General features: G+C 39.1%; 18 protein-coding genes and 2 pseudogenes. 15 read left to right on the top strand and 5 right to left on the bottom strand.

Features of this window, described 5'->3' with window-relative positions; all coding sequences use genetic code 11:
• Positions 1 to 250 precede the first annotated feature (250 nt).
• The 15 genes and pseudogenes from DBR40_RS04640 to DBR40_RS27180 form a co-directional block, all read left to right on the top strand.
• The gene (locus DBR40_RS04640) at positions 251 to 613 is read left to right on the top strand and encodes a hypothetical protein (RefSeq protein ID WP_068402211.1); all 363 of its coding nucleotides are present in this window, start codon (positions 251 to 253) and stop codon (positions 611 to 613) included.
• An 85-nt stretch (positions 614 to 698) separates the two neighbouring features.
• Positions 699 to 5,084 carry a CusA/CzcA family heavy metal efflux RND transporter gene (locus DBR40_RS04635; protein ID WP_068402209.1) on the top strand — a complete coding sequence of 1,462 codons (4,386 nt, stop codon included), beginning with the start codon at positions 699 to 701 and terminating at the stop codon, positions 5,082 to 5,084.
• A gap of 17 nt (positions 5,085 to 5,101) precedes the next feature.
• Positions 5,102 to 6,265: an efflux RND transporter periplasmic adaptor subunit gene (locus tag DBR40_RS04630; RefSeq protein WP_068402207.1), complete on the top strand. Its 1,164-nt coding sequence runs from the start codon at positions 5,102 to 5,104 to the stop codon at positions 6,263 to 6,265.
• On the top strand, positions 6,266 to 7,498 hold the full coding sequence (locus DBR40_RS04625; RefSeq protein WP_068402205.1) for an MFS transporter: 1,233 nt from the start codon (positions 6,266 to 6,268) through the stop codon (positions 7,496 to 7,498).
• A gap of 33 nt (positions 7,499 to 7,531) precedes the next feature.
• The gene (locus tag DBR40_RS04620) at positions 7,532 to 7,741 is read left to right on the top strand and encodes a hypothetical protein (RefSeq protein ID WP_068402203.1); all 210 of its coding nucleotides are present in this window, start codon (positions 7,532 to 7,534) and stop codon (positions 7,739 to 7,741) included.
• Positions 7,742 to 7,795: 54 nt separating this feature from the next.
• Positions 7,796 to 8,494, top strand: coding sequence for a HupE/UreJ family protein (locus tag DBR40_RS04615; RefSeq protein WP_255607461.1), 699 nt, complete (start codon positions 7,796 to 7,798; stop codon positions 8,492 to 8,494).
• 12 nt (positions 8,495 to 8,506) lie between these two features.
• Positions 8,507 to 9,136 (top strand): hypothetical protein, encoded by a 630-nt coding sequence (locus DBR40_RS04610; RefSeq protein ID WP_124558625.1) that lies wholly within the window; start codon positions 8,507 to 8,509, stop codon positions 9,134 to 9,136.
• A gap of 200 nt (positions 9,137 to 9,336) precedes the next feature.
• Entirely contained in the window at positions 9,337 to 9,774 is a 438-nt protein-coding gene (locus tag DBR40_RS04605) for a hypothetical protein (protein WP_068402200.1), read from the top strand.
• Positions 9,775 to 9,885: 111 nt separating this feature from the next.
• On the top strand, positions 9,886 to 10,374 hold the full coding sequence (locus DBR40_RS04600; RefSeq protein ID WP_068402198.1) for a DUF3347 domain-containing protein: 489 nt from the start codon (positions 9,886 to 9,888) through the stop codon (positions 10,372 to 10,374).
• Positions 10,375 to 10,531: 157 nt separating this feature from the next.
• The gene (locus tag DBR40_RS04595) at positions 10,532 to 11,104 is read left to right on the top strand and encodes a DUF3347 domain-containing protein (RefSeq protein WP_068402196.1); all 573 of its coding nucleotides are present in this window, start codon (positions 10,532 to 10,534) and stop codon (positions 11,102 to 11,104) included.
• A 5-nt stretch (positions 11,105 to 11,109) separates the two neighbouring features.
• Positions 11,110 to 11,577 carry a heme-binding domain-containing protein gene (locus DBR40_RS04590; RefSeq protein WP_068402194.1) on the top strand — a complete coding sequence of 156 codons (468 nt, stop codon included), beginning with the start codon at positions 11,110 to 11,112 and terminating at the stop codon, positions 11,575 to 11,577.
• A gap of 22 nt (positions 11,578 to 11,599) precedes the next feature.
• Positions 11,600 to 14,395 carry a multicopper oxidase domain-containing protein gene (locus tag DBR40_RS04585; protein WP_084359276.1) on the top strand — a complete coding sequence of 932 codons (2,796 nt, stop codon included), beginning with the start codon at positions 11,600 to 11,602 and terminating at the stop codon, positions 14,393 to 14,395.
• A gap of 20 nt (positions 14,396 to 14,415) precedes the next feature.
• The gene (locus DBR40_RS04580; RefSeq protein WP_073233005.1) at positions 14,416 to 16,968 is read left to right on the top strand and encodes a heavy metal translocating P-type ATPase; all 2,553 of its coding nucleotides are present in this window, start codon (positions 14,416 to 14,418) and stop codon (positions 16,966 to 16,968) included.
• 85 nt (positions 16,969 to 17,053) lie between these two features.
• A pseudogene (locus DBR40_RS27185) lies at positions 17,054 to 17,239 on the top strand (DUF3945 domain-containing protein); the annotation flags it as partial.
• Positions 17,240 to 17,591 (top strand): annotated as a pseudogene (locus DBR40_RS27180) (conjugal transfer protein TraD); the annotation flags it as partial. It lies immediately after the preceding pseudogene.
• 24 nt (positions 17,592 to 17,615) lie between these two features.
• On the opposite strand, the gene merA reads toward DBR40_RS27180, so the two are convergent.
• The 5 genes from merA to DBR40_RS04545 form a co-directional block, all read right to left on the bottom strand.
• Positions 17,616 to 19,271: a mercury(II) reductase gene (gene merA / locus DBR40_RS04570; protein ID WP_068402187.1), complete on the bottom strand. Its 1,656-nt coding sequence runs from the start codon at positions 19,269 to 19,271 to the stop codon at positions 17,616 to 17,618.
• A 58-nt stretch (positions 19,272 to 19,329) separates the two neighbouring features.
• Positions 19,330 to 19,626 carry a cation transporter gene (locus tag DBR40_RS04565; RefSeq protein ID WP_232324601.1) on the bottom strand — a complete coding sequence of 99 codons (297 nt, stop codon included), beginning with the start codon at positions 19,624 to 19,626 and terminating at the stop codon, positions 19,330 to 19,332.
• A gap of 47 nt (positions 19,627 to 19,673) precedes the next feature.
• On the bottom strand, positions 19,674 to 20,279 hold the full coding sequence (merTP, locus tag DBR40_RS04560; RefSeq protein ID WP_068402185.1) for a mercuric transport protein MerTP: 606 nt from the start codon (positions 20,277 to 20,279) through the stop codon (positions 19,674 to 19,676).
• Positions 20,276 to 20,653 (bottom strand): ArsR/SmtB family transcription factor, encoded by a 378-nt coding sequence (locus tag DBR40_RS04555; RefSeq protein WP_068402182.1) that lies wholly within the window; start codon positions 20,651 to 20,653, stop codon positions 20,276 to 20,278. The genes merTP and DBR40_RS04555 overlap by 4 nt, the downstream gene beginning before the upstream one ends.
• 531 nt (positions 20,654 to 21,184) lie before the next feature.
• Positions 21,185 to 22,351, bottom strand: a complete 1,167-nt coding sequence (locus DBR40_RS04545; RefSeq protein WP_124558624.1) for a DUF4185 domain-containing protein — start codon at positions 22,349 to 22,351, stop codon at positions 21,185 to 21,187.
• Positions 22,352 to 22,427: the final 76 nt, after the last annotated feature.

The raw sequence follows: 22,427 nt of genomic DNA, 5'->3' as shown, positions 1-22,427 counted from the left end.
GGATAATTGTTGTACTGATGAGATCTGCTTTGAACGAAATAATAATAAAGAACTAGAAGGTCAAAAGAATCAAGAAAATTGCCCATGACCTTTTTTTGCTTGTGGTGTTTGTTTTGGAGTGCTTCCAGTGACGGCTTTTATAGCATTTTTTTCAGGCCTCACCTGCAATGTCTGAGTTAAATTATTTCTATTTCGATAGCAATTTATACAATTGCACAGGATTTCTAACAGTTAAGTATATATTTGCAACATGAGATTATGGATTGCCCGTGTTTTTATTGGCTTTGCGTTCAGCCTTTTATTGGCTCATAACCTCATTTCGCACCATCATGATGAAGAAGCAATTGAGTATGCCGGAGATCACCACGATCATCATGAAGACCGCTCAGCGACCCCTTTTGATAATGTAAAACTTGATGGTGACTTTGTTCAGAAATTAGATTTCCAGCACTTAGATGTCAGTGTACCTGTGAATTTGGTTTTGGTGTTGTATAATTTTACACAGGAACCCATTGTAATTGTTCAACAGTATTGTACACCACCACCTGAGCATCCCCCTGCGCTATTTCATATAGATGCAGCTTCACTAAGAGGCCCCCCTGTTTATTGTTAATTACCGGAATTATTTGCTGTTGAAGTAAATGAACAAGATTGCCTATGCAATCTCTTTTTCTGATTTTTTACAATAAACTTTCAAAATGCTCAATAAGATCATAGAGTTTTCTATTAAGAATAAGCTTGTTATTGGTTTATTTACCCTTGCATTGATTGCATGGGGTGCTTATTCCATTACCCGATTACCTATTGATGCCGTACCTGATATTACAGACAATCAGGTTATGGTCATCACTGTCACCCCAAGTCTGGCCGCCCAGGAAGCCGAAAGGTTAATTACTTTTCCGGTAGAGCAAACAATGGCCAGCATTCCTGGCATTAGTCAAATCCGTTCCTTTTCCCGTTTTGGCCTGTCCATAGTTACTGTAGTTTTCAAAGAAGATGTAGACATCTATTGGGCACGTCAGCAGATTGGAGAACGTTTAAATGATGCCGCCAAACAAATTCCTGAAGGTGTGGGTAAGCCTGAAATGGCTCCTCTTACCACAGGTCTGGGTGAAATATACCAGTATGTGATCCACCCTAAAAAAGGTTATGAAAAGAAATACGATGCCACTGAATTACGTACCATTCAGGATTGGATCGTTAAACGCCAGTTATTGGGTACTCCGGGAGTTGCCGAGGTCAGCGGCTTTGGTGGTTATGTCAAACAGTATGAAATTGCTGTAAATCCTGATCGCCTGCGTAGTGTAAATGTCAGTATTGCCGACATATTTAAAGCACTGGAAACCAATAATCAAAATACTGGAGGTGCTTACATTAATAAGTCACCAAATGCCTACTTTATCAGGAGTGAAGGCTTAGTGGGTGGTTTGGACGATATTGGAAAGATCGTGATCAAAATCAATAACAGAATCCCCGTACTAATCCGGGATGTGGCTACTGTTCAGTTTGGAAACAGTGTGCGTTATGGTGCTGCAACACGAAATGGAGAAGGTGAAACAGTTACAGGTATTGTGATGATGCTGAAAGGTGCCAACTCTTCTGAGGTGATCAATAACGTGAAGGAAAGAATTGAGCAGATCAAAAAGACCTTACCTGAAGGTGTAACTATTGAGCCTTTTTTAGATCGTAAAAAGTTGGTTGATAATGCGATTGGTACGGTATCCAAAAACCTGATTGAAGGAGCATTGATTGTGATCTTCATTTTAATCCTGTTTTTGGGGAACCTACGTGCGGGGTTGGTAGTGGCTTCTGTAATTCCATTATCTATGCTGTTTGCCATCTGTATGATGAACCTGTTTGGGGTTTCGGGCAATTTGATGAGCCTGGGGGCGATAGATTTTGGACTTATTGTGGATGGGGCAGTAATTATAGTGGAAAGTATCGTTCACCGTATTGCCATAGGAAGCTTTGCCGCAAAAGGAATTGCCCGGCTCAATCAGCAGCAAATGGATGAAGAGGTTTATCAGGCTTCCTCTAAGATCAGAACAAGTGCCGCATTTGGGGAAATCATAATCCTGATTGTATACCTGCCTTTATTGGTATTGGTGGGTATTGAGGGTAAGATGTTCAGGCCTATGGCAGAAACGGTGATGTTTGCAATTCTAGGTGCATTTATTCTGTCACTTACCTATGTGCCTATGATGGCCGCTTTAGGTTTAAGCAAGAACACTACTCACAAGCGTAATTTTTCAGATAAAATGATGGATTACTTCCAGAGATTATACAGTCCGCTAATTAAAAAGGCTATTCAGCACAAGGCAGTTGTGGTCATCACGGCAATTGTTCTTTTTGTGATCAGCGTAATAACCTTTAATCGTTTGGGCGGGGAATTTATCCCTCAATTGGATGAAGGAGATTTTGCAGTGGAAACAAGGGTGCTGACCGGAAGTTCTATTGACCAGATGATCGAGGTATCCAGAAAGGCGCAAAAGATCATTCTTGGCTTTCCTGAAGTCAAACAGGTGGTGAATAAAATCGGATCAGGAGAGATCCCAACCGACCCTATGCCCATTGAAGCGGGTGATATGATGGTGATCCTGAAGGATAAAAGCGAGTGGACAAGTGCCAAGACCAGAGAGGAACTGGCCGATACGATGCAGAAGGCGCTTGCGGTAATACCAGGGGCTACCTTTGGCTTTCAGCAGCCTATCCAGATGCGTTTTAATGAGCTGATCACTGGTGCAAAACAGGATGTGGTGCTGAAGGTTTACGGAGAAGACCTGGATGTACTGACCGCTGAGGCAGGAAAGATCGGTAAACTGATCAAGCCTATTCAGGGGGTGTATGATACTTATGTAGAAGAAGTGACGGGTTTGCCTCAGATACAGGTGAAGTTTAACCGGGATAAAATTGCCCAATATGGATTAAATATCGAAGAGATCAACCGAACCATTAAAACCGCATTTGCAGGTGAAACCGCAGGTTTGGTTTACGAGGGGGAAAAACGGTTTGATATGGTTGTACGCTTAGACAAACAAGATAGACAGGATATTGGTAATGTTAGAGGACTATATATTTCTACACCAACAGGTCAGCAAATTCCTTTGGAGGAAGTCGCTTCAGTGGAATTTAAAAATGGCCCAAATCAAATTCAACGGGACGATACCAAGAGAAGGATCACCATTGGTTTTAATGTCCGTGACCGTGATGTGGCCAGCATTGTAGAAGAAATTCAAGCTAAGATTGATCAGAAAATAAAGTTTCCTGCTGGTTACTATGTTACCTATGGCGGCCAATTTGAAAACCTTCAGGCAGCCAACAAACGATTGGCGTTTGCGCTTCCGGTGGCGTTGTTGCTCATCCTTTGCTTACTCTATTTTACGTTCAATTCTATCAAACAGACATTGCTTATTTTTACCGCCATCCCGCTTTCTGCTATTGGTGGTGTCTTTGCCTTATTGATCCGGGATATGCCTTTCAGTATTTCAGCAGGTGTTGGTTTTATTGCACTCTTTGGTGTTGCAGTATTAAATGGAATTGTTTTGATCTCTGAGTTTAACCGCTTAAAAGAAGAAGGAATGACCGATATTAACGAACGTGTACTCATAGGAACCAAAATAAGGTTACGCCCCGTACTCATGACTGCGGCTGTTGCTTCATTGGGCTTTCTTCCTATGGCTATCTCTAATTCATCAGGAGCAGAAATTCAGCGTCCTTTGGCCACAGTGGTGATCGGTGGTCTGCTTACCGCTACATTGCTTACGCTGTTGGTACTCCCGGTGTTATATATCTTTTTTGAGAAAAAATTTAACAAACCAAAAGCAGGTACTGCCTTGAACACACTTATTATTCTGGCATTGTCATCTATTTTGTTCATGCCTTCTGGTGCTTTTGCCCAAGATGGCCCGGTAGAAAAGTTGAGCCTTCAACAAGCGATTGATCTAGCCTTGAAAAATAATAATGGTGTTAAGGCTGCGGCATTTGGAGTTGATTATCAAAAGGAACTAAAAAAAGGCAGCCTTACGCTTGAACGCACCAATGTGATCTATCAGCAGGGACAGATCAATAGTAATACAAGGGACAACCACATTAGTGTCAGCCAAAAAATAGAATTTCCAACCGTTTATTCAGGACAGTCCAAGTTAGCATCAGAGAATGTAACCAAGGCACAGGGGCAATTTGATGTTCAGGCATTGATATTGATTAATAAGGTTAAAAGTGTTTACTATAAGCTGGTATATCTGGACGAAAAAAAGACCCTGATACATTATCAGGATAGCCTATATACCAATTTGCTAAAGGCGAGTGACCTGCGTTACCGTACAGGAGAAAGTAACCGATTGGAAAAGGTAACCTCGGAAACCCAATTAATGGAACTTAAAAATGCGGGTAGACAAGTTGAAGCAGACATTCATATTGCTCAAAAAGAACTGCAAACATTGCTCAATACCGACCAGCAGATTATTGTTCTTGAAAATAAACTTCAGAGAAAGCCTGTTAAGGTTAATCAGGATAGCGCCATACTAGCGGGTAATCCTTACCTGAATTATTTGAAACAGGAATTGAGGGTTAAGCAACAGGAAACACAGGTTCAAAAAGCAAAAGGATTGCCTGATTTTTCGGTTGGATATTTCAACCAGTCTTTTAATGGGCTGCAAAACTTTAACGGGATGACACAGAACTATACGGGCTCGGATCGGTTTAGTGGTTTTCAGGTAGGTGTCGGTATTCCATTGTTGCCTGGGGGAAACAGGGCTAAGGTAAATGCGGCTAAAGTAAGTCAGCAGATTGCATCAGCAAATCTACAGGATCAGCAAAGTATTTTGCAGGGCAATTTTAGTCAGCTCTTACAACAGAGTCAGAAACATGCCAGCACACTGGCCTATTATGAACAAGGCGCGTTAAAACAAGCTGATCTGATCATTAAGAATGCAGAAGCAGGGTTTAAAGGGGGTGAAATTGCTTACCTGCAATACTTACAAAGTTTAGCCTTAGCCATTAAAATTAAATCTGATTACCTGGATGAGCTTTTTGCTTATAACCAGAATCTATTGGATATAGAAAATATCACAGGTAAAAAGTAAAAATAGGAAATAGCAAAATGAAGACACTTAATTATATCGCAGCTTTCACGCTGTCACTTTTAACCATTACAGCCTGTAATCAGGCTTCCACAGAAGAAAAGAAAGAGGAGGCGGCGACCGCTAAACCTAGTGATGAAGTAACCTTGTCTAAAGATCAGTACGAAGTTGCCGCACTACAAACAGGTAAATTAGAAATGCGTTCATTGAGTGATGTCATTAAAGCAAATGGTGCTATTGATGTACCCCCAGAGAATATGGTTTCCATATCTGCTCCTTTAGGAGGGTATATCAAAAGCGCTGGTTTATTATTAGGTCAACAAATCAGCAAAGGACAAGTGATTGCCATCATTGAAAATCCTGAATTTATTGATATTCAGCAGGAATATTTGGAAAGCAAAAGCCGTTTTGAGTTTTTAGCCCTGGAATACAAGAGGCAGGAACAACTTAGGCAAGAAGATGTAAACTCGGCAAAAACTTTTCAGCAGGTAAATTCTGAATATAAAATGATCCAGGCGCGAATGAATGGGTTGGAGCAGAAACTGTCGCTGATAGGGATTAATGCGAAAAGCCTTCAATCTGGAAAGATTTCTAAAACCAGTAATTTGTATTCACCTATTAACGGATATGTAACGCTCAACAACGCAACTACCGGAAAATATGTCAATCCAACGGACGTAATATTTGAATTGGCCAATAAAAGTCAAATGCACCTCGCATTGAATGTTTACGAAAGAGATGCTTCTAAAATTAAAGTAGGTCAATCAATTAAATTCGCATTGGCGAATGAAACCGGATACAATCGCAATGCGAGAGTTTTTCTGATTGGAAAATCGACTGGTAATGAGGGGACTGTACCTGTTCATTGCCGTTTGCTTAATACCGAAAACGCAGCTTTGTTCCCGGGTATGTATGCCAAAGCAATGATTGAAACTACAAATCAGTCTGTACCAGCCTTACCTCACGAAGCTATTGTGCAATCCGATGGTCTGGATTACATATTTATTCAGATTACCTCTTCAGATGCAAAAGGATCTACATTCAAAATGATCCCGGTGAAAAAAGGTATTGAACAGGAAGGATATACAGAGGTTATCCTGCCAGAGGATTTTGACCATAATTCTGCTGTTGTACTTAAAGGAGCTTACACCCTTCTTTCAGCAATGAAAAATGTAGAGGAATAAATGGCACAGGCAAAACTCATAACGGTGTTAAAGGAGCCTTTTCAGGCACTAAGACATAAAGCATTTGCTATCTTGTATTTCGCACAAACTATCAGTTTGTTAGGTGATGCATTTACCTGGGTAGGGCTTGCATTGTTATCCTATCAGTTTGGTAAGGAAAATTCAGCGGTAATTCTAGCCTCTGCATTAACTCTTAGAGTGGTTGCCTTCATCATTTTTTCCCCCTTTGCCGGAGTACTAGCGGATCGGGTTGACCGAAAAAATATATTGTATATCACACATTTTATCAGAATGGCAATTATCTGTTGTTTGCCTTTTGTAAATGCCGAATGGCAGATTTATGTGCTGGTTTTTCTTTTAAATGTGTTCAATGCTTTTTTTACGCCAACTTATAAATCCATAATTCCACAGGTTGTTGACCAACGGAATTACAGGCAGGCGATTGGTCTATCTACCGCAACATTTCAATTGTTAGGAGTACTTGGGCCAGGATTAGCCGGAATTATAGCCGTATGGTTTGGACCAAGGGATATATTCTTTGTTGATGCCGCATCGTTTATTCTTGCAGGTATATTGATCCTGATGCTTCCAGCTCAACTGATCAGTAGACCTGCTCATCCAATATCAGAGAAGCCTTTATCTGCATGGGCAGATGTAGTCAAAGGAGCAAAACTACTCTTTGGAAATAAGTTGATCCGATTTGCCCTGGCCATTGAATTTATTTCTGCAATTGCAGGGGCACAAATCTTAGTAAACACAGTTGGCCATATCAAAAGCGGGCTTTTACTCGGTGATAAACAATACGGTTGGGCTATGGCTGCCTTTGGTATCGGCGCAGCGGTAGCGGCTTTTGTTGCGGGCAATCTGGATAAGTCTAAAAGCAGACGTGTATCGCTGATCGTCGGTGTATTGCTACTTGGACTAGCTATAGCAGGAGCAAATTATGTCAGCTATACTGTTTTGTTAGTCCTTTGGCTGTTTGCCGGATTAGGTCAAAGTTTAGCAGAGATGCCTTCCGAAACGTTGATAGGAGAAAATATAGCCTCAGTGGAACAAGGGAAAGTATTCGGCTCTCATTTTGCCTTTTCCCACTTATGGTGGGCGATTGCCTACCCCATTGCTGGATTCACCGGAAGCTATTTCCCAGGAAATGACTTCCTTTATGGGGGCATCATTTCATTGGGGATATTGGCGATTGCGCTTCTTCTTATATCAAAAACAAATAAACAATAAATTCTATAATCCATTAATCATTAAAAAAATCAAATGAAAAAAACACTAATTATTGCAGCCATGTCTTCGATGTTATTTGCGGCTTGTTCAAATGAAACTAAGAAAGAAGCAACTACAGATTCTTCAGCTACAGAAACGGCACCAGCAGTAGATACTACAGCTATTAAGACTGATAGTGCAACTGTAGCTAAAGATACGGTAGCAATGGATAGCGCAGAGGCCGCTCATGGTCACAAACACTAATTAATCACAAAATTGGTCTATCCTGATCTCAGATTAGGGTAGACCTGTTTTTAAATGGAAAATATGAATTTTAAAAAAATAATTACGCTTGCTGTACTATTCATTTTATGTGGTGTCAGCAACCAGCTTTTTGCGCATGGTGTAGACGGTGATACCCAAACCTTTTTAACAGGTAATAACGGCGTAGCCTTTGGCCCTTTTCTTTACATCGGAGCCAAACACATGCTTACCGGATATGATCACCTGCTTTTCCTGGTTGGGGTTATTTTCTTTCTATATAAACCAAAAGAAGTCCTGCTTTATGTCAGCTTCTTTACCATAGGTCACAGTATCACTTTGTTACTTGGAGTGATGTGTAATATTGCTATCAATGCTTATCTTATAGATGCAATTATCGCACTTTCTATTGTTTACAAGGGATTTGACAATCTTGGAGGTTTTCAACGTTTCTTTGGTAAACAGCCAAACACTAAAGCAGCAGTTCTGATCTTTGGTTTATTTCACGGTTTTGGTCTGGCGAGTAAGTTGCAGGACTTTAATTTCGGTAAGGAGGGTTTATTTACCAATTTACTAGGTTTCAATATTGGTGTGGAAATAGGTCAGTTTATTGCCCTCGCTCTGGTTCTTACGTTGATTACCGTGTGGCGTAAATACCCAAGCTTTATGAAATTTTCCACTTTTACAAATACCATGCTCATGGCAGCAGGGTTCCTATTATTAGGGTTTCAGTTAACAGGTTATTTTACATCTTAAATAAAACATACAATGGCAGAAATGAGTCATCAAATCATAGAAAAAAGTAAAATTATAAAGGCGGTATTGATAGCATTAGTAGTCGCCGCTATCTTATCGGTTACAGCAATCTTACCTGCTGAATACGGTCTTGACCCATTAGGAACAGGGAAGGCTTTTGGTTTTGGAAAACTATATGTTCCAGATAATGGTATGGGTGAAGAGTCTCAAATGACGGTAAAAAAAAACAACCCTGTTATCAAATTGGAAAAGGCCGGTTCAGGGCCAGATGTAAAAAGGCCAGCGGAGGCCGACCTACCTGCTCCGGTACAACAATATACACATAGGGAAGATACTGTTAGGGTAACCATTCCTGCCGGAAAGGGTATTGAATATAAGATACGGATGTTGAAATATGGGCAATTGAAATACGAGTGGTTAACTAGTAAAGGAGACCTTTATTTTGATTTTCATGGTGAACCAAAGGAGCTTAAACCAAGTAAGAATACTTATTTTGATAGCTATACCATTGCTTATTCAAATAACATGGTAGGTACTTTTCTATCCCCATTTGAAGGGAAACATGGATGGTATTTCAGAAATGAAGAAGGTAAAGATATCTTAGTTACCTTGAGATTAAAGGGAGAGTACGAGTTGCTATAAGATCATTTAACTAGTGAATATTTTTTATTCACTAGTTTCAAGCTTGATAGAAGTTATTTTTTACCTCAAAATAGATTATTATAAACCGTATATCACGATTTTTTTGCTTAGACGAACTTTAATGTGAAACCAATAGATGTAAAAAAAGCTCGGAATTATGTAAATTTATTTTTGCATCTTTATACTAGATTTGCCTAGTCATGAAAAGTAAAGCTATCTTTCTGTTAGTTATATTTTTGCTCAATACTGTTGTAGGTTTTGGCTGTGCTTTAGGAATGGAGGAGGATCATCATGAAGATCATTTTCATTCTGAATCTCCTCATCATGTTCATATGGCGAATAATCACCATCATTCAGATGGGCATGAACACAAAACTAGCCCAATATCTGGTCAGAATTTCTCAAAGGAAGATCCTTGTTGTAAAACTTTAGTAAATGATTTGGTTACTCAAAGCAAATTAGTTCCTGAAAATGGCAAGGTGCAAGTAGTTTTACCTATAATTTGGCTTCCTGATTATTCTTATGCCTTATTAGTTCCCGTAACGGATGTTGAACTTGATCAAAGCGTCTATGTAGACCATAGAGAAAGGCCGCCTAACGAGGACATTCGCATTGTCATTCAAAGTTTTCAGATATAAGATTTAATGTGAGTTGCTAAACAGCAAGCTTACTGCTGTTAGCGTCTACAAATACATTCACATAGCTATTGCTATGACTAAGAATAAGTATAAACATTAAATTATTACATCATGAAAAAGATATTTTTGGTAGTTGCTTTAATTGCAACTGCATGGATCAAACCTGGTTTTGCTCAAAGCAGCCAGACACAATCATTATTAACTTCTTACTACGACATCAAAAATGCGTTAGTAAACTCCGATGCAACAGCGGCTGCATCAAAAGCAAGTGAGTTTTCTAAAGCTTTAGCAAGTATAGATATGAAATCAATGCCAAAGGCAGAAATGACTGCTTTCATGGGATTTCAGGATAAACTTGCATTTGATGCCAAGCATATCTCGGAAACAAAAGAGATTTCCCATCAAAGAGAGCATTTCGCTAATTTTTCTACTAATCTTTTCAAGCTGGCCAAAGCTGTAAAGCTTACTAAAGACCCAGTCTATTATGACTATTGCCCAATGAAAAAGAGTTATTGGCTTTCTGATAACGCAGCGATTAAAAATCCTTATTTCGGTAAACAAATGTTAACCTGCGGGGAAGTAAAGGAAACTTTAAAGTAATTCTGTTTGTTGATTGTACAGCCTCACCTTTACTGGGGTCGTGACTGTACAATTGACTCTCAGATTTTATCAAATAATTCTACTAAAGGATAACGGAAATACGCTTTTGTCCTTAAGTAGGTAATCAACCATTTAAAAATATTTTAATTAAAATAAGATGAAAACATTAATTTATAGCATGGCTTTTTCTTTACTATTTCTAGCTGCTTGTTCTAATGGTAGTAATAAAACTGAAACTGCTGCTACTTCAGAGGCTACATCAACTAAGTCCGCTGTAACAGAATCTTCAGAAAAAGGCACTTCTACTGCCGCATTGTTAAGTTCATATCTAAAATTAAAAAATGCCTTTACAAATGATAATGATAAAGACGCAGCAGCAGCAGGAAATGAAATGGTTGCTGGCTTCGCTTCTTTTGATAAGAAATCTTTAACACCAGAACAAAGTAAAGCCTATACTGATATACAAGATGATGCTAAAGAGCATGCTGAACATATTGGTGCCAATACAGGAAACATAGCGCATCAGCGAGAACATTTTGATATGTTGAGTAAGGATATGTACGACCTTGTTAAACTACTTGGAACCAATCAACCTTTATATGTTGACCACTGTCCGATGTACAATAACAATAAGGGGGCAATCTGGTTGAGCGAAGTGAAGGATATTAAAAACCCTTATCTTGGAAAGGCTATGCCAACTTGCGGTACTGTTAAAGAAGAATTAAAATAATAGCCATGAACGGCATAAAGAAATTACCTCTTGGGTTATTGGTAATCCTTATAATTATCCAGTTTGTACACCCTGCCCGCAATAAAAGTGGGCAGGCTATGCCAAATGACATTTCCAAAATGGTTACCATGCCACCTGATGTACAGGGAATCTTGAAGAAAGCCTGCTATGATTGCCATAGTAATAATACCGACTATCCATGGTATACTTATGTGCAGCCCTTCCACTGGTTTATGGATTACCATATACAATCTGGTAAAGAAGAATTAAATTTTAATGAATTTGGCACCTATACTCCAAGAAGACAGCAGAGTAAATTACGCTCCATAGAGAACAGTTTAAAAGATGGCACTATGCCCTTGTCGTCATATACCTTGATCCATAGAAATGCCATTTTGAGCGAAGCGGAGAAATCGTTAATTATCAGCTGGGTTCAAAATTCAAAGGATAGTTTAAACAAAAAGAATCTTTAACTAACCCTTAATCACCAAAGAAATGAAAAACATATTAACGGCCTTTTTATTGATTCTATACTCTACGGTTTCTGCCCAGGAGATGAAAGGAATGAAAATGCCAAAAAAAGAAAGTAATAAGCAGGCAGAGACTATTTATACTTGTCCCATGCATCCGGAAATACAATCTAGTAAACCTGGAAATTGCCCAAAATGCGGTATGAAGCTAGTTGTTAAAAAAACAACAGCTCCTAAACAGAAGGTTTCTGTCCCAGATCAAAAGTCCCAACCTGTAAAGGCATCAGATATGGGTGATATGAATATGCCGATGAAAAAACAAGGAGACAATGAACCAACGCAAACGGTAACCTATACCTGTCCGATGCATCCTGAAATCCATGCGACAAAGCCCGGCAATTGCCCTAAGTGTGGAATGAAACTGGTGCCGGAAAAAGCTAAGGCGACTAAACCTAAGCATGACCAAATGGAAATGCCTGTAAAAGATCATTCCAAAAAGAATGACGGAATGGATGACATGGGGGGGATGGACATGGGAGATAATACTGCCACAATGGAAAACATCAAAAGGGCAAAGTTAAATTTAGGGCCAATTAAAACCATTTCAAATAGTGCGCCGCCTCGTACTGTTCGCTATGATCTTTACATTGCAGATACAACAGTAACTTATGGAAAGAAAACAAAGCGGGCAATTGCTGTAAATGGACAGATACCAATGCCAACTCTAACATTTACGCAAGGTGATACGGCATTGATATATGTGCATAATAATCTGAATGAGGAGACATCCCTGCACTGGCATGGTCTATTTTTACCAAACAAAATGGATGGGGTTCCTTTCCTTACGCAAATGCCTATTAAACCTCATTCAACCTATATCTATAAATTCCCCATCGTTCAGAATGGTACACACTGGTATCATAGTCATTTCGAACTCCAGGAGCAAATTGGAATGTACGGTGCTTTCATTATGAACAAAAGAAAAGAATGGGAGATTCCAACTCTTCCAGTGGTCATCAGTGAATGGACTGATATGAAACCAGAGGAAGTACACCGAAGTCTGAAGAATGCAAACGATTGGTTTGCAATTAAAAAAGGAACTACCCAAAGTTATGCGGAGGCGATCAGAACAGGACATTTCAAAACCAAAGTGACTAATGAGTGGAAGCGTATGAATGCGATGGATGTGAGTGATGTCTATTATGATACATTTTTGATCAACGGCAAGAATCAGAATGTCCAGCCACAGTTTAAAGGAGGTGATAAGGTAAGGCTACGAATTGCCAATGGTGGGGCATCTGATTATTTCTGGTTGACTTATTCTGGTGGTAAAATAACTGTTGTAGCTACGGATGGAAATGATGTAGAGCCTGTAGAAGTGGACAGATTAATTATAGCTGTGTCCGAAACGTATGATGTGGTAGTAACCATTCCAGAAAATAAGAGTTACGAATTTCTGGTGACACCTGAAGACCGTACAAAATCGGCATCACTCTGGTTGGGTAAAGGAGAAAAAGTCCCGGCTCAGAAACTACCAAAACTGAAATATTTTGCCGGAATGAAAATGATGAATGACATGATGGATATGAACGGTAACATGGTAGAAATGGAAGGCATGAAAATGCAGAATCAGGTCATGGACATGAATACTGTGATGTATCCGGAAGTAACAGGTGAAGAGAATTCTAAGGTAGAAAATAAAAAAGCAGCGATGTCAGGTATGCAAATGCCAAACGATAAAAGCATGGCAGGAATGAACATGGCCGCTGATAACCCCGACATCGTTACTTTAAATTATGGAATGCTCCGTGATCCAAAGAAAACAACTTTACCTAATGGCCCATGGAAAGAGTTAAAGTTTGATCTCACAGGGAATATGAATCGTTATGTATGGACTTTGGATAACAAAACGGTTTCAGAAAGTGATAAAATCCTGATTAAGAAAGGCGAAAATGTGAGGATCATCTTATTCAACAATAGTATGATGCGTCATCCTATGCACTTACATGGTCATGATTTCAGAGTAGTGAATGGACAAGGTGAAAATGCACCTATGAAAAACATCATAGACATTATGCCAATGGAGAGGGATACCATCGAATTTGCGGCTACAGAACCTGGAGGTGATTGGTTTTTTCATTGCCATATCCTTTACCACATGATGAGTGGAATGGGAAGGGTATTCAGTTATGAAAACTCGCCACCTAATCCCGAAATCCCTAACCCTAAATTAGCGCAACGCAAATTGTTCAGTGATGATAGGGAATTTCATCCAATGGCAAGAATTGGAATAGAAACAAATGGTAGTGATGGTGAGATTATGTTGGCTAACACACGCTACCGCTTTACAACCGAATGGAGAATTGGCTTTGATAAAGAAATGGGCTATGAAAGCGAAAGTCATTTTGGAAGGTACATCGGGCGAAATCAATGGCTCTTCCCTTATGTGGGATGGGATTTTCGTAAAAGAACGATTGATCTAATGGACAAAAATATTTTTGGACAATCATTATCACCCGGAGACAACCTTTTTGGACAAAAAAATACCAAAAACTTTAGACAGGTGTTTCATTTAGGGGTGCAATACACTTTGCCGATGTTAGTTGTAGCTGATGCTTCTGTTGATCATAAAGGTAATGTTAGATTTCAGTTGATGAGAGAAGATGTTCCTATCTCCAAAAGATTACGCTTTCAATTTATGGTTAACACAGATAAGGAATACATGGCAGGTTTTAGATATATAGTTACAAAATATTTTGGTCTATCTACCCACTATGATAGTGACATGGGCTATGGTGCCGGACTAACCTTAAACTATTAACTTATTAAAATCATCACCTTATGAAACATACTTATAAAATAACCGGAATGACCTGCCAAGGTTGTCAAACTAAAGTTGAGAATGCCTTGAATGCAATTGATGGGATTTCTGCTAAGGTTACTTTGGAGCCTGCTGAAGCAATAATCACAATGGATAAGCACATTCCAACCGAAAAGTTGCAGGAAGTTCTTTCGGTTGCTGGAAATTACAAGATTCACATGTCTGGATTCCATAAGACTGCGGAGGATAAACAAATACATAATCACGACCATCAGGAACATTCTGCTTCTGCTCATTCCCATCATGATAATGCCCCATTAAAGGCTCATAAAAATGAAACTGGTGGTGTATATTATTGCCCTATGCATTGTGAAGGGGATAAAACCTATGACAAACCAGGAAATTGTCCTGTTTGTGGGATGGATTTACTAAAACAGCCTGAATTAAAACAAACAACACAATTTACCTGCCCTATGCATCCCGAAATTATTAGAGATCAACCAGGTTCATGCCCAATATGTGGGATGGACTTGGTACCTACGGGCGTGAACTTGGAAGCGGAAGATAAAACTTATGACACCTTGTTGCGTAAATTTAAGATTGCTACAATTTTTACTATTCCCATTTTTACCATAGCAATGACGGAAATGATTCCAAATAATCCGTTGTTTAACTTGATGGAACTGAAATATTGGAACTGGGTTCAGTTTGCTTTTTCCATTCCGGTAGTTTTTTATGCAACATGGATGTTCTTTCAGCGTGCATGGCAATCGCTAATAACCTGGAAACTAAATATGTTTACGTTGATAGGAATTGGTGCGGGGGTGGCTTGGCTTTTTAGCCTTGTCGCCCTGCTTTTTCCTGATGTTTTTCCAGATCAGTTTAAAACCCACCATGGTACAGTCTACGTTTATTTTGAAGCTGCAACAGTTATTCTTACCCTGGTATTGCTTGGGCAGCTCTTAGAAGCACGAGCGCATGGTAAGACTAATAGTGCCATTAAAGAACTATTGAAATTAGCGCCTAATACGGCGACAAAGGTTGTGGGAGATAAAGAAATATCAGTTTCCATTGACGATATCCAAAAGGGAGATTTATTAAGGGTGAAACCTGGGGAAAAAATACCTGTTGATGGCAGTATTAAAACAGGAGAAGCCATAATTGATGAATCCATGATCTCTGGTGAACCTGTCCCGGTTGAAAAAAAGACGGGAGATAACGTAAGTTCAGGTACAATTAACGGTAATAAAACTTTTGTAATGCTTGCCGAAAAAGTGGGTTCGGAAACTTTGCTGTCCCAGATCATCGAAATGGTAAACTCGGCAAGCCGATCGAAAGCCCCCATTCAAAAGATGGCTGATAAGATTTCAGGATATTTTGTTCCTGTAGTGGTGTTGATTGCAATAGCTACATTTGTGGTATGGGCAATCTATGGGCCTGAACCATCTTATGTTTATGCATTCGTTAATTCTATTGCAGTATTGATCATTGCTTGCCCATGTGCGCTTGGTCTTGCTACGCCTATGTCGGTAATGGTAGGTGTAGGAAAAGGCGCACAATCTGGTGTGCTTATCAAAAATGCAGAATCCTTAGAGAAAATGAATGTCATTGATGTTGTCATCATTGATAAGACTGGAACGGTTACAGAGGGAAAGCCATCGGTTGAAAAGGTCGTTAGTGCAAATCCGGATTTTGATGAAAAGAAAGTCCTTGAAAGAATAGTAGCGTTAAATAGTAGCAGTGAACATCCTTTAGCACAGGCGACATTACGTTATGGGGAAGAAAACAAAGTAAAAGTTCAACCAATTTCAAATTTTGAAGCTGTAACAGGTAAAGGTGTAACGGGTACTTTAAAAGACGAAAAACTTGCTTTAGGTAACCAGAAACTAATGGAACACGTTAAAGCCAAGATTAATCCCGAATTGGAAGAACTAGTTAAGTCTGCGCAAAAACAAGGAAAGACAGTTTCTTATTTGGCCGTCGGGGATGAAGCTGTTGGTTTTGTGGTTATTTCAGATAAAATCAAGCCCTCTAGTGCAACCGCTATCAAAAAGCTTCAGGAAGAAGGTTTAAAAGTAATCATGTTCACTGGCGATAATGAAGATACAGCAAGAGCCGTTAGCCGAACCTTGAATTTAGATGGTTTTAAAGCAGGAATGCTTCCAGAGGACAAGCTAAATGAAATCAAAAAACTGCAGGCTGAAGGTAAAAAGGTTGCTATGGCAGGTGATGGTATAAATGATGCCCCTGCCTTGTCACAGGCAGATATTGGCATTGCTATGGGTACAGGAACAGATGTCGCCATTGAAAGTGCAGCAGTAACATTAGTGAAAGGAGACCTCAATGGAATTGCAAAAGCGAGGTTTTTGAGCCATAAAGTAATGGGCAATATAAAGGGTAATCTATTTTTCGCTCTTGGTTATAATGTTTTAGGTATACCAGTTGCAGCAGGTCTTTTATATCCATTTTTTGGGATTTTATTATCACCAATGATAGCTGCGCTTGCCATGAGTTTCAGTTCAGTATCCGTTATTCTAAACTCTTTAAGACTTAGAAGTGCCAAGATCGACTAGTTTTTAATTAAAGACAATAAAATCACAGTATTATGGAACATAAAGATCATAAACAAATGGAAATGCGACAAAATCATGGTAATCATTACAATCTATTATCAGTGTGGACATGCTTACCAATGAACTTGTTGCATTACGGACAGATTTCATAAAAATTCCCGATGAAATTAAGGGCGTGAAATTAGAGGATGCCCAGAAACAAATCTTAATGGAAGGTAAACCGTTAAAGTTAGAGGGTATGATTTCCACGAAAGGAACTGAATTTTTGGCAATGGACGATGTTTTCAGAAATATGCCTGATTTAAAGGAAGAGGAAGAAGAATGGAACAGGTACGGAATATCCGGTGGCGATGATAGTCTTGCTCAAGGGGTTACCTATGACGAACCAAGCTCCGTAGGGGCGTTATTCCAAAAAGGAAAATTTGGAGCAAGCCCAAAAGGAAATGGCGATTACGATAGTTCAAAGATTGCAGGGTGCCGAATTATTCAGCCTGCTGGAAAATTCCATCAAAGGTGCTTCCCGAAAAATTGCCGAGCTTTTGGATAGCACACTTTCATCTGAAACAGAAGCCAGTTCTTCCACTTTGAGGAATAATGATTTGAGTGATTTTGATATTGTATAGGCAAACTTCCGTTATTGTTAAATATTAACTTGCACAGCAACTCAATTTCGATACGTCTTTACCAAAAGTTATTGCTGCTAATTTGATGCCTTCTCCCAAAGTCAGATAAGGGTAGAAACTGTCTGCCAAGTCTTTTACAGTTATTCCGTGTTTGATTGACATACTTAATAGTTGGATAAGTTCTCCGCCTTCAGGTGCAACTACTCTTGCACCTATCAATTTGTCAGTTTCGGTGTTGCGAATGAGTTTGATAAAACCCCTTGTGTCGTTTGCTGCTATGGCTCTCGGTACGTCTTTAAGTTCCAATTTTGAAATTTCAAACGGAATGCCTTTGGCTTCTGCCTGTACTTCGTCTAAACCTGCACCTGCAATTTGTGGGTCAGTAAAAACCACCCAAGGCAAGGAAGTATAATCTGCTTTATTTTCAGCTCCTGAAAAAGAATTTTCTACAGCAATTTTTCCTTCAAAGGCGGCTGTGTAAACAAATGCAGGTGTATTGGCAACATCGCCTACTGCATAGATGTTAGGTAAATTAGTTTCCATTTTTTCGTTCACCAAAACATGACCCGTTTTGTTCAATTCTATGCCTATGTTTTGCAATCCCAGCCTTTGTGTATTGGGTTTTGTTCCTGACGCAACTACTATTCTCCCTTTTTCTGTGATTTGCGTAAAAGAACCGTCCGGACATTTGCAATGAATGATTGTCTCACTTCCTTTTTTCTCGAATTTAACAGCACGGAAATTAGGGAGGAGCTCAATACCTTCTTTTCGCATTTGAGTTTCCAATACTTCACTAATGTCAGGGGTTTGTTTCCGCAATACTCGGTCTGTAAATTCTATAATACGTACCTTTACACCTAAACGATTATATGCCATAGCTATTTCCAAACCAATGTAACCTGCTCCCATAATAGTGATGCTTTCGAGTTTTTCTTCTAAATCAAAAAGCGAAACATTGGTCAGATAGCCAATTTCATTCAATCCTTCAATGCTTGGAATATTTGTAGTGGCACCAGTGGCAATGATAAATTTCAAAGCTGTATACTCTGTTTTATTATCAACAACAATTGTTTTGTTGTCTTTAAACTCCGCCCAACCTGTAATCATTTTTAAATTTATAAAATCGCTCACCACATCCATATATTTCTTTTCTTGAAGTACGGCAACCAATTTTTTCTTGTCTTTGATAACTTGTGGAAAATCAATATCAACACCTTTTGGTTTTATACCTGCAAAGTTGGAATGTGTAGCGTGATAAGCATTTTCTCCTGCACGGATTAAATTCTTAGATGGCACACAACCTACATTTACGCAAGTTCCGCCAAAATCCAATCCACCGTTTACCATTAAGGTTGATAATCCTAAACTTTCGGCTTTTATGGCTGCTGAAAATGCTGCCGAACCACCACCGATGATAATCAGGTCAAAATGGTTGTTGTTACAACTTCCTGTTTCTGAAATTTCACCTTTTACACGATAGTTTTTCATGCCGTTGATGGTGTTGATGATTTCTTCTTTGCTGGTTTTTGAAGGGTCATAAGAACATTCGCAACTGGCCTTCGGATAGTTTACCTTAGCTTCTGTTACTCCTTCATTTTTTGAAAGAAGTTTTTCAATGCCTGTGGCACAATGGTCGCAGGTCATACCTGTGATGTCAAGTTTTATGGTTTCTTTGTTCATTACGCTTTCTTTTTTTGAGTTTCTTTGATGATTTCAGCTTTATAGCCTGTTTTTTCAATTATCCTAATGATAGGATCAGGATTTGTTTTCTTCGGGTCGTATTGAATAGTTGCCAAATCGCCGGATATTCCACTTTGTGTTCATTAATGCCGTCCACTTTTTTAAGGGCATTTGAAATGTGGTTGGAACAACCTGCACAAGTCATCCCCGTAATTTTCAGTTTCACGGTCTTACCTACTTGTTGTGTTACATTTTCTGTTTGTGCTTTACTGTCATTCGGTTTGCAACATTGGGCTTTGACCTGAGTAATTCCAATTAGGAACAAAGCACTCAATAAAATCAAATTCTTTTTCATTGTGTAATTATTTAATAAGATTCTTAAATAAAAAAAACAAAAAAATACTATTTCTTGCCAACCACTTTGTAACCTGTACCGTTGATGGCTTCTTCAATTTGAGCCAAGCTCACTTTGGTTTGGTCAAATTCCACTTTGGTAGTTGCTTCTTCGTAACTCGCATCTATCTTAACAATACCCGGCAACTTATTTACGGCATTTTGTACGTGTGAAGCACATCCATTGCAAGTCATTCCTTTTAAATCAAAAGTTACGGTTTGGATGTCCGAGGCATTGACGATTACAACTTCTTTGTTGTCGTTTGAAGGATAGAAAATGTGTGAATAGTTTGGAAAAGCGAGCATCAAGCCTGCAAACACGGTTACAACTCCCAAAAATGTTTTGGTCTGCATAAAAGGTTTCTTTTCGTCTTCTTCGCAATCACACTGAATTTCTTCGGCTGTTCGTGGTTTGAGTTTCTGATACCAAGCAAAGCCCAATACCAAAACAGTAATACCTATAAGATAAGGTCTTGCTGGTTCCATCCACGAAAATGTAGATGCCACTCCTGATGCTCCTGAAATAAGAGCCAATACAGGTGTTATGCAGCAAAGTGATGCTGCTACTGCCGAAAGAACTCCCGCTCCAACAAGTCTGTTGTTTTTCTTGTTCATACTGTCTCCTTTTTTGAATTGTTTATGATGTGTTTAAAAAATGGACGAAGCAAGGTCAGTTGCTCTTGTTTCAAAGAGTAGAAAATGGTTTGTCCTTCTCTTCTCCCTTCAATAACGTTTCCGTCCTTTAGTTTTCTGAGATGTTGTGAAACGGCTGGGATACTCATTCCGAGAATGTCTGAAAGGTCGCAAGGACAGAGTTCGTTTTCTTCTTCTAAGAGAAATAAGATTTTCAGCCTTACTTCGTTTCCTGCCAATGCTAAAAGTCCGCTCAACTCGTTGAATGCTTTGTTGTTGTCTTGAAGTATTTCGCGACAATTGTCTATTTGAACCTTGTCGGCAAACACTCTGATACACGATTGATTGTTTTCCATAATTTCCTTTTTTAGGATTAAATAAAGTGATAAAGATACAAGTAGTTTTCTTATTTAAGCAAACACTTAAATATGTTTTTCAATAACTCTTGATTTTTGAATATTTGAATTAACTATAGAAATCAAGAAGTGCTGTATATTTCAACAGGAGTATTTAACCACAAAAAGCAATTTAGTGTGTATCATAATTATTCATCTTTTCTGAATAAACCGTTACAAATACGTTACGGAGCAAAATTTTGAAGTTTTAAAAAAAGTGATTATATTGCTTCTGTAAGCTAGAAATGATGATTTTTGTCCTTTAATGGACGGTCAAAGTAGAAGACTCATAATCTTTTGGTCCCTGGTTCGAGCCCAGGTGGGCCCACTGCCTTAAACCCCTTTAAGTATAACTTGAAGGGGTTTTTTGTTGGGTCAAAAACTATGCTATAGATCATTTAAAGGCTGTTTTGATGACGGTGCGTATTTCAAAAAAAAGCTATCAACCCCGTTTTAGGCTCAGAGATAACGTGACCACGCTCTGCATCATATTTACATCCTTTCAAATTTCACCCTGATAAACCTCGGTCTGTAAAGATTAGGATGCGCTTGCAGGTCCTTAAAAAAATCGAATGAGTTTACATTGTAACTAATCAGCAATTCGCCCTTTTTGGATAAACCCGGATGTGCTTTTGCATTATAAGTAAAAAATGATTTCAATTCAATGGCTTCCGAAGTACCCCACAGTTTAATTACTTTACCAAAAGGGCCATAAGGTGTTTTTCCCAGCTGCATACAGATATGCCTGCCGATACCGCTTTGCTGAAATACCAGTGCGTAACGTCCATTGGGCAGTTGCGAAAGACTGAGCTCGTTTGACACCTGATCCGTTACCGCTGCCGATTTTTTAATGTCGGCCTGCCAGTTGGCTCCGTCCCAGTAACTCCATTTGTTATAGTTTTCAAAATCTTTTGGTAGAACCCTGGCAACCAAAAGTTTCTTGGTTTTACCGAAAGTACCATACACATAAATGTAGCCATCAGCATTTACTTCGCCGGCCTGCTTCGTATTTATATAAATGCCGGCCCCAAAAGAACCAGTTTCACCATCTTGCTCGAGATAAAAAGGCGTATCCTTTTGTTCGTAATTTTGAAAAGGCAAAGCCTCGCCGGCTTTAATTTTAATCAAAGTATTGCCCACTTCGGCAAAACCAAAAGCACCGCCACCTGTACTTTTAATGCGGTAACCAAAAATGAAAGTGGCATTATCTAGATCCTGGTTTACAAAACCATCACCAAGCCAGTAATAGTCGCCAGCTTGCGTTAATGGTGTTTTGGGTACGAAGATAGATTCGGGTTTTTGATTGACCTTTTTCCAACTAAAACTGATTTTATTGGGATCGGGCTCATTACCATCCAGCACCGCCACCGCATTGTGAATCATTACGGCGTTAGGTTCCATTTTGCCACCGCTTACCTTCCCGATCATACTATCGCTAAAAATAAACAATGTCTTTTTCGCTTTAGGCGGCGATGACTCTTTCCCGTTTAATGCAATGCTGTAAATCCCGTCGCCCCCGAACCAGCCATCCGTTCTGTTAAACAGATTGGTCCATTCCGGTGCAGCAGATACTTTAAACCTGATGCTATCCAGCCCCTGTGCCCATAGTGATATAGAAGCAGTAAAACTTAGCAATAATAGGGATACAAAAGCTTTCATAGGTTGGATTTAATTGTGTTTTTCTTTATCCTGTTATTATAATATTTGCGGATCGGCTTATTAACAAAAATCATAG

Origin of the sequence: Pedobacter sp. KBW01, assembly GCF_003852395.1 — a bacterium.
Taxonomy (GTDB): domain Bacteria; phylum Bacteroidota; class Bacteroidia; order Sphingobacteriales; family Sphingobacteriaceae; genus Pedobacter.
Note: the sequence above shows the minus strand (reverse complement) of the source record. Positions and strands in the feature narration are given on the sequence as shown.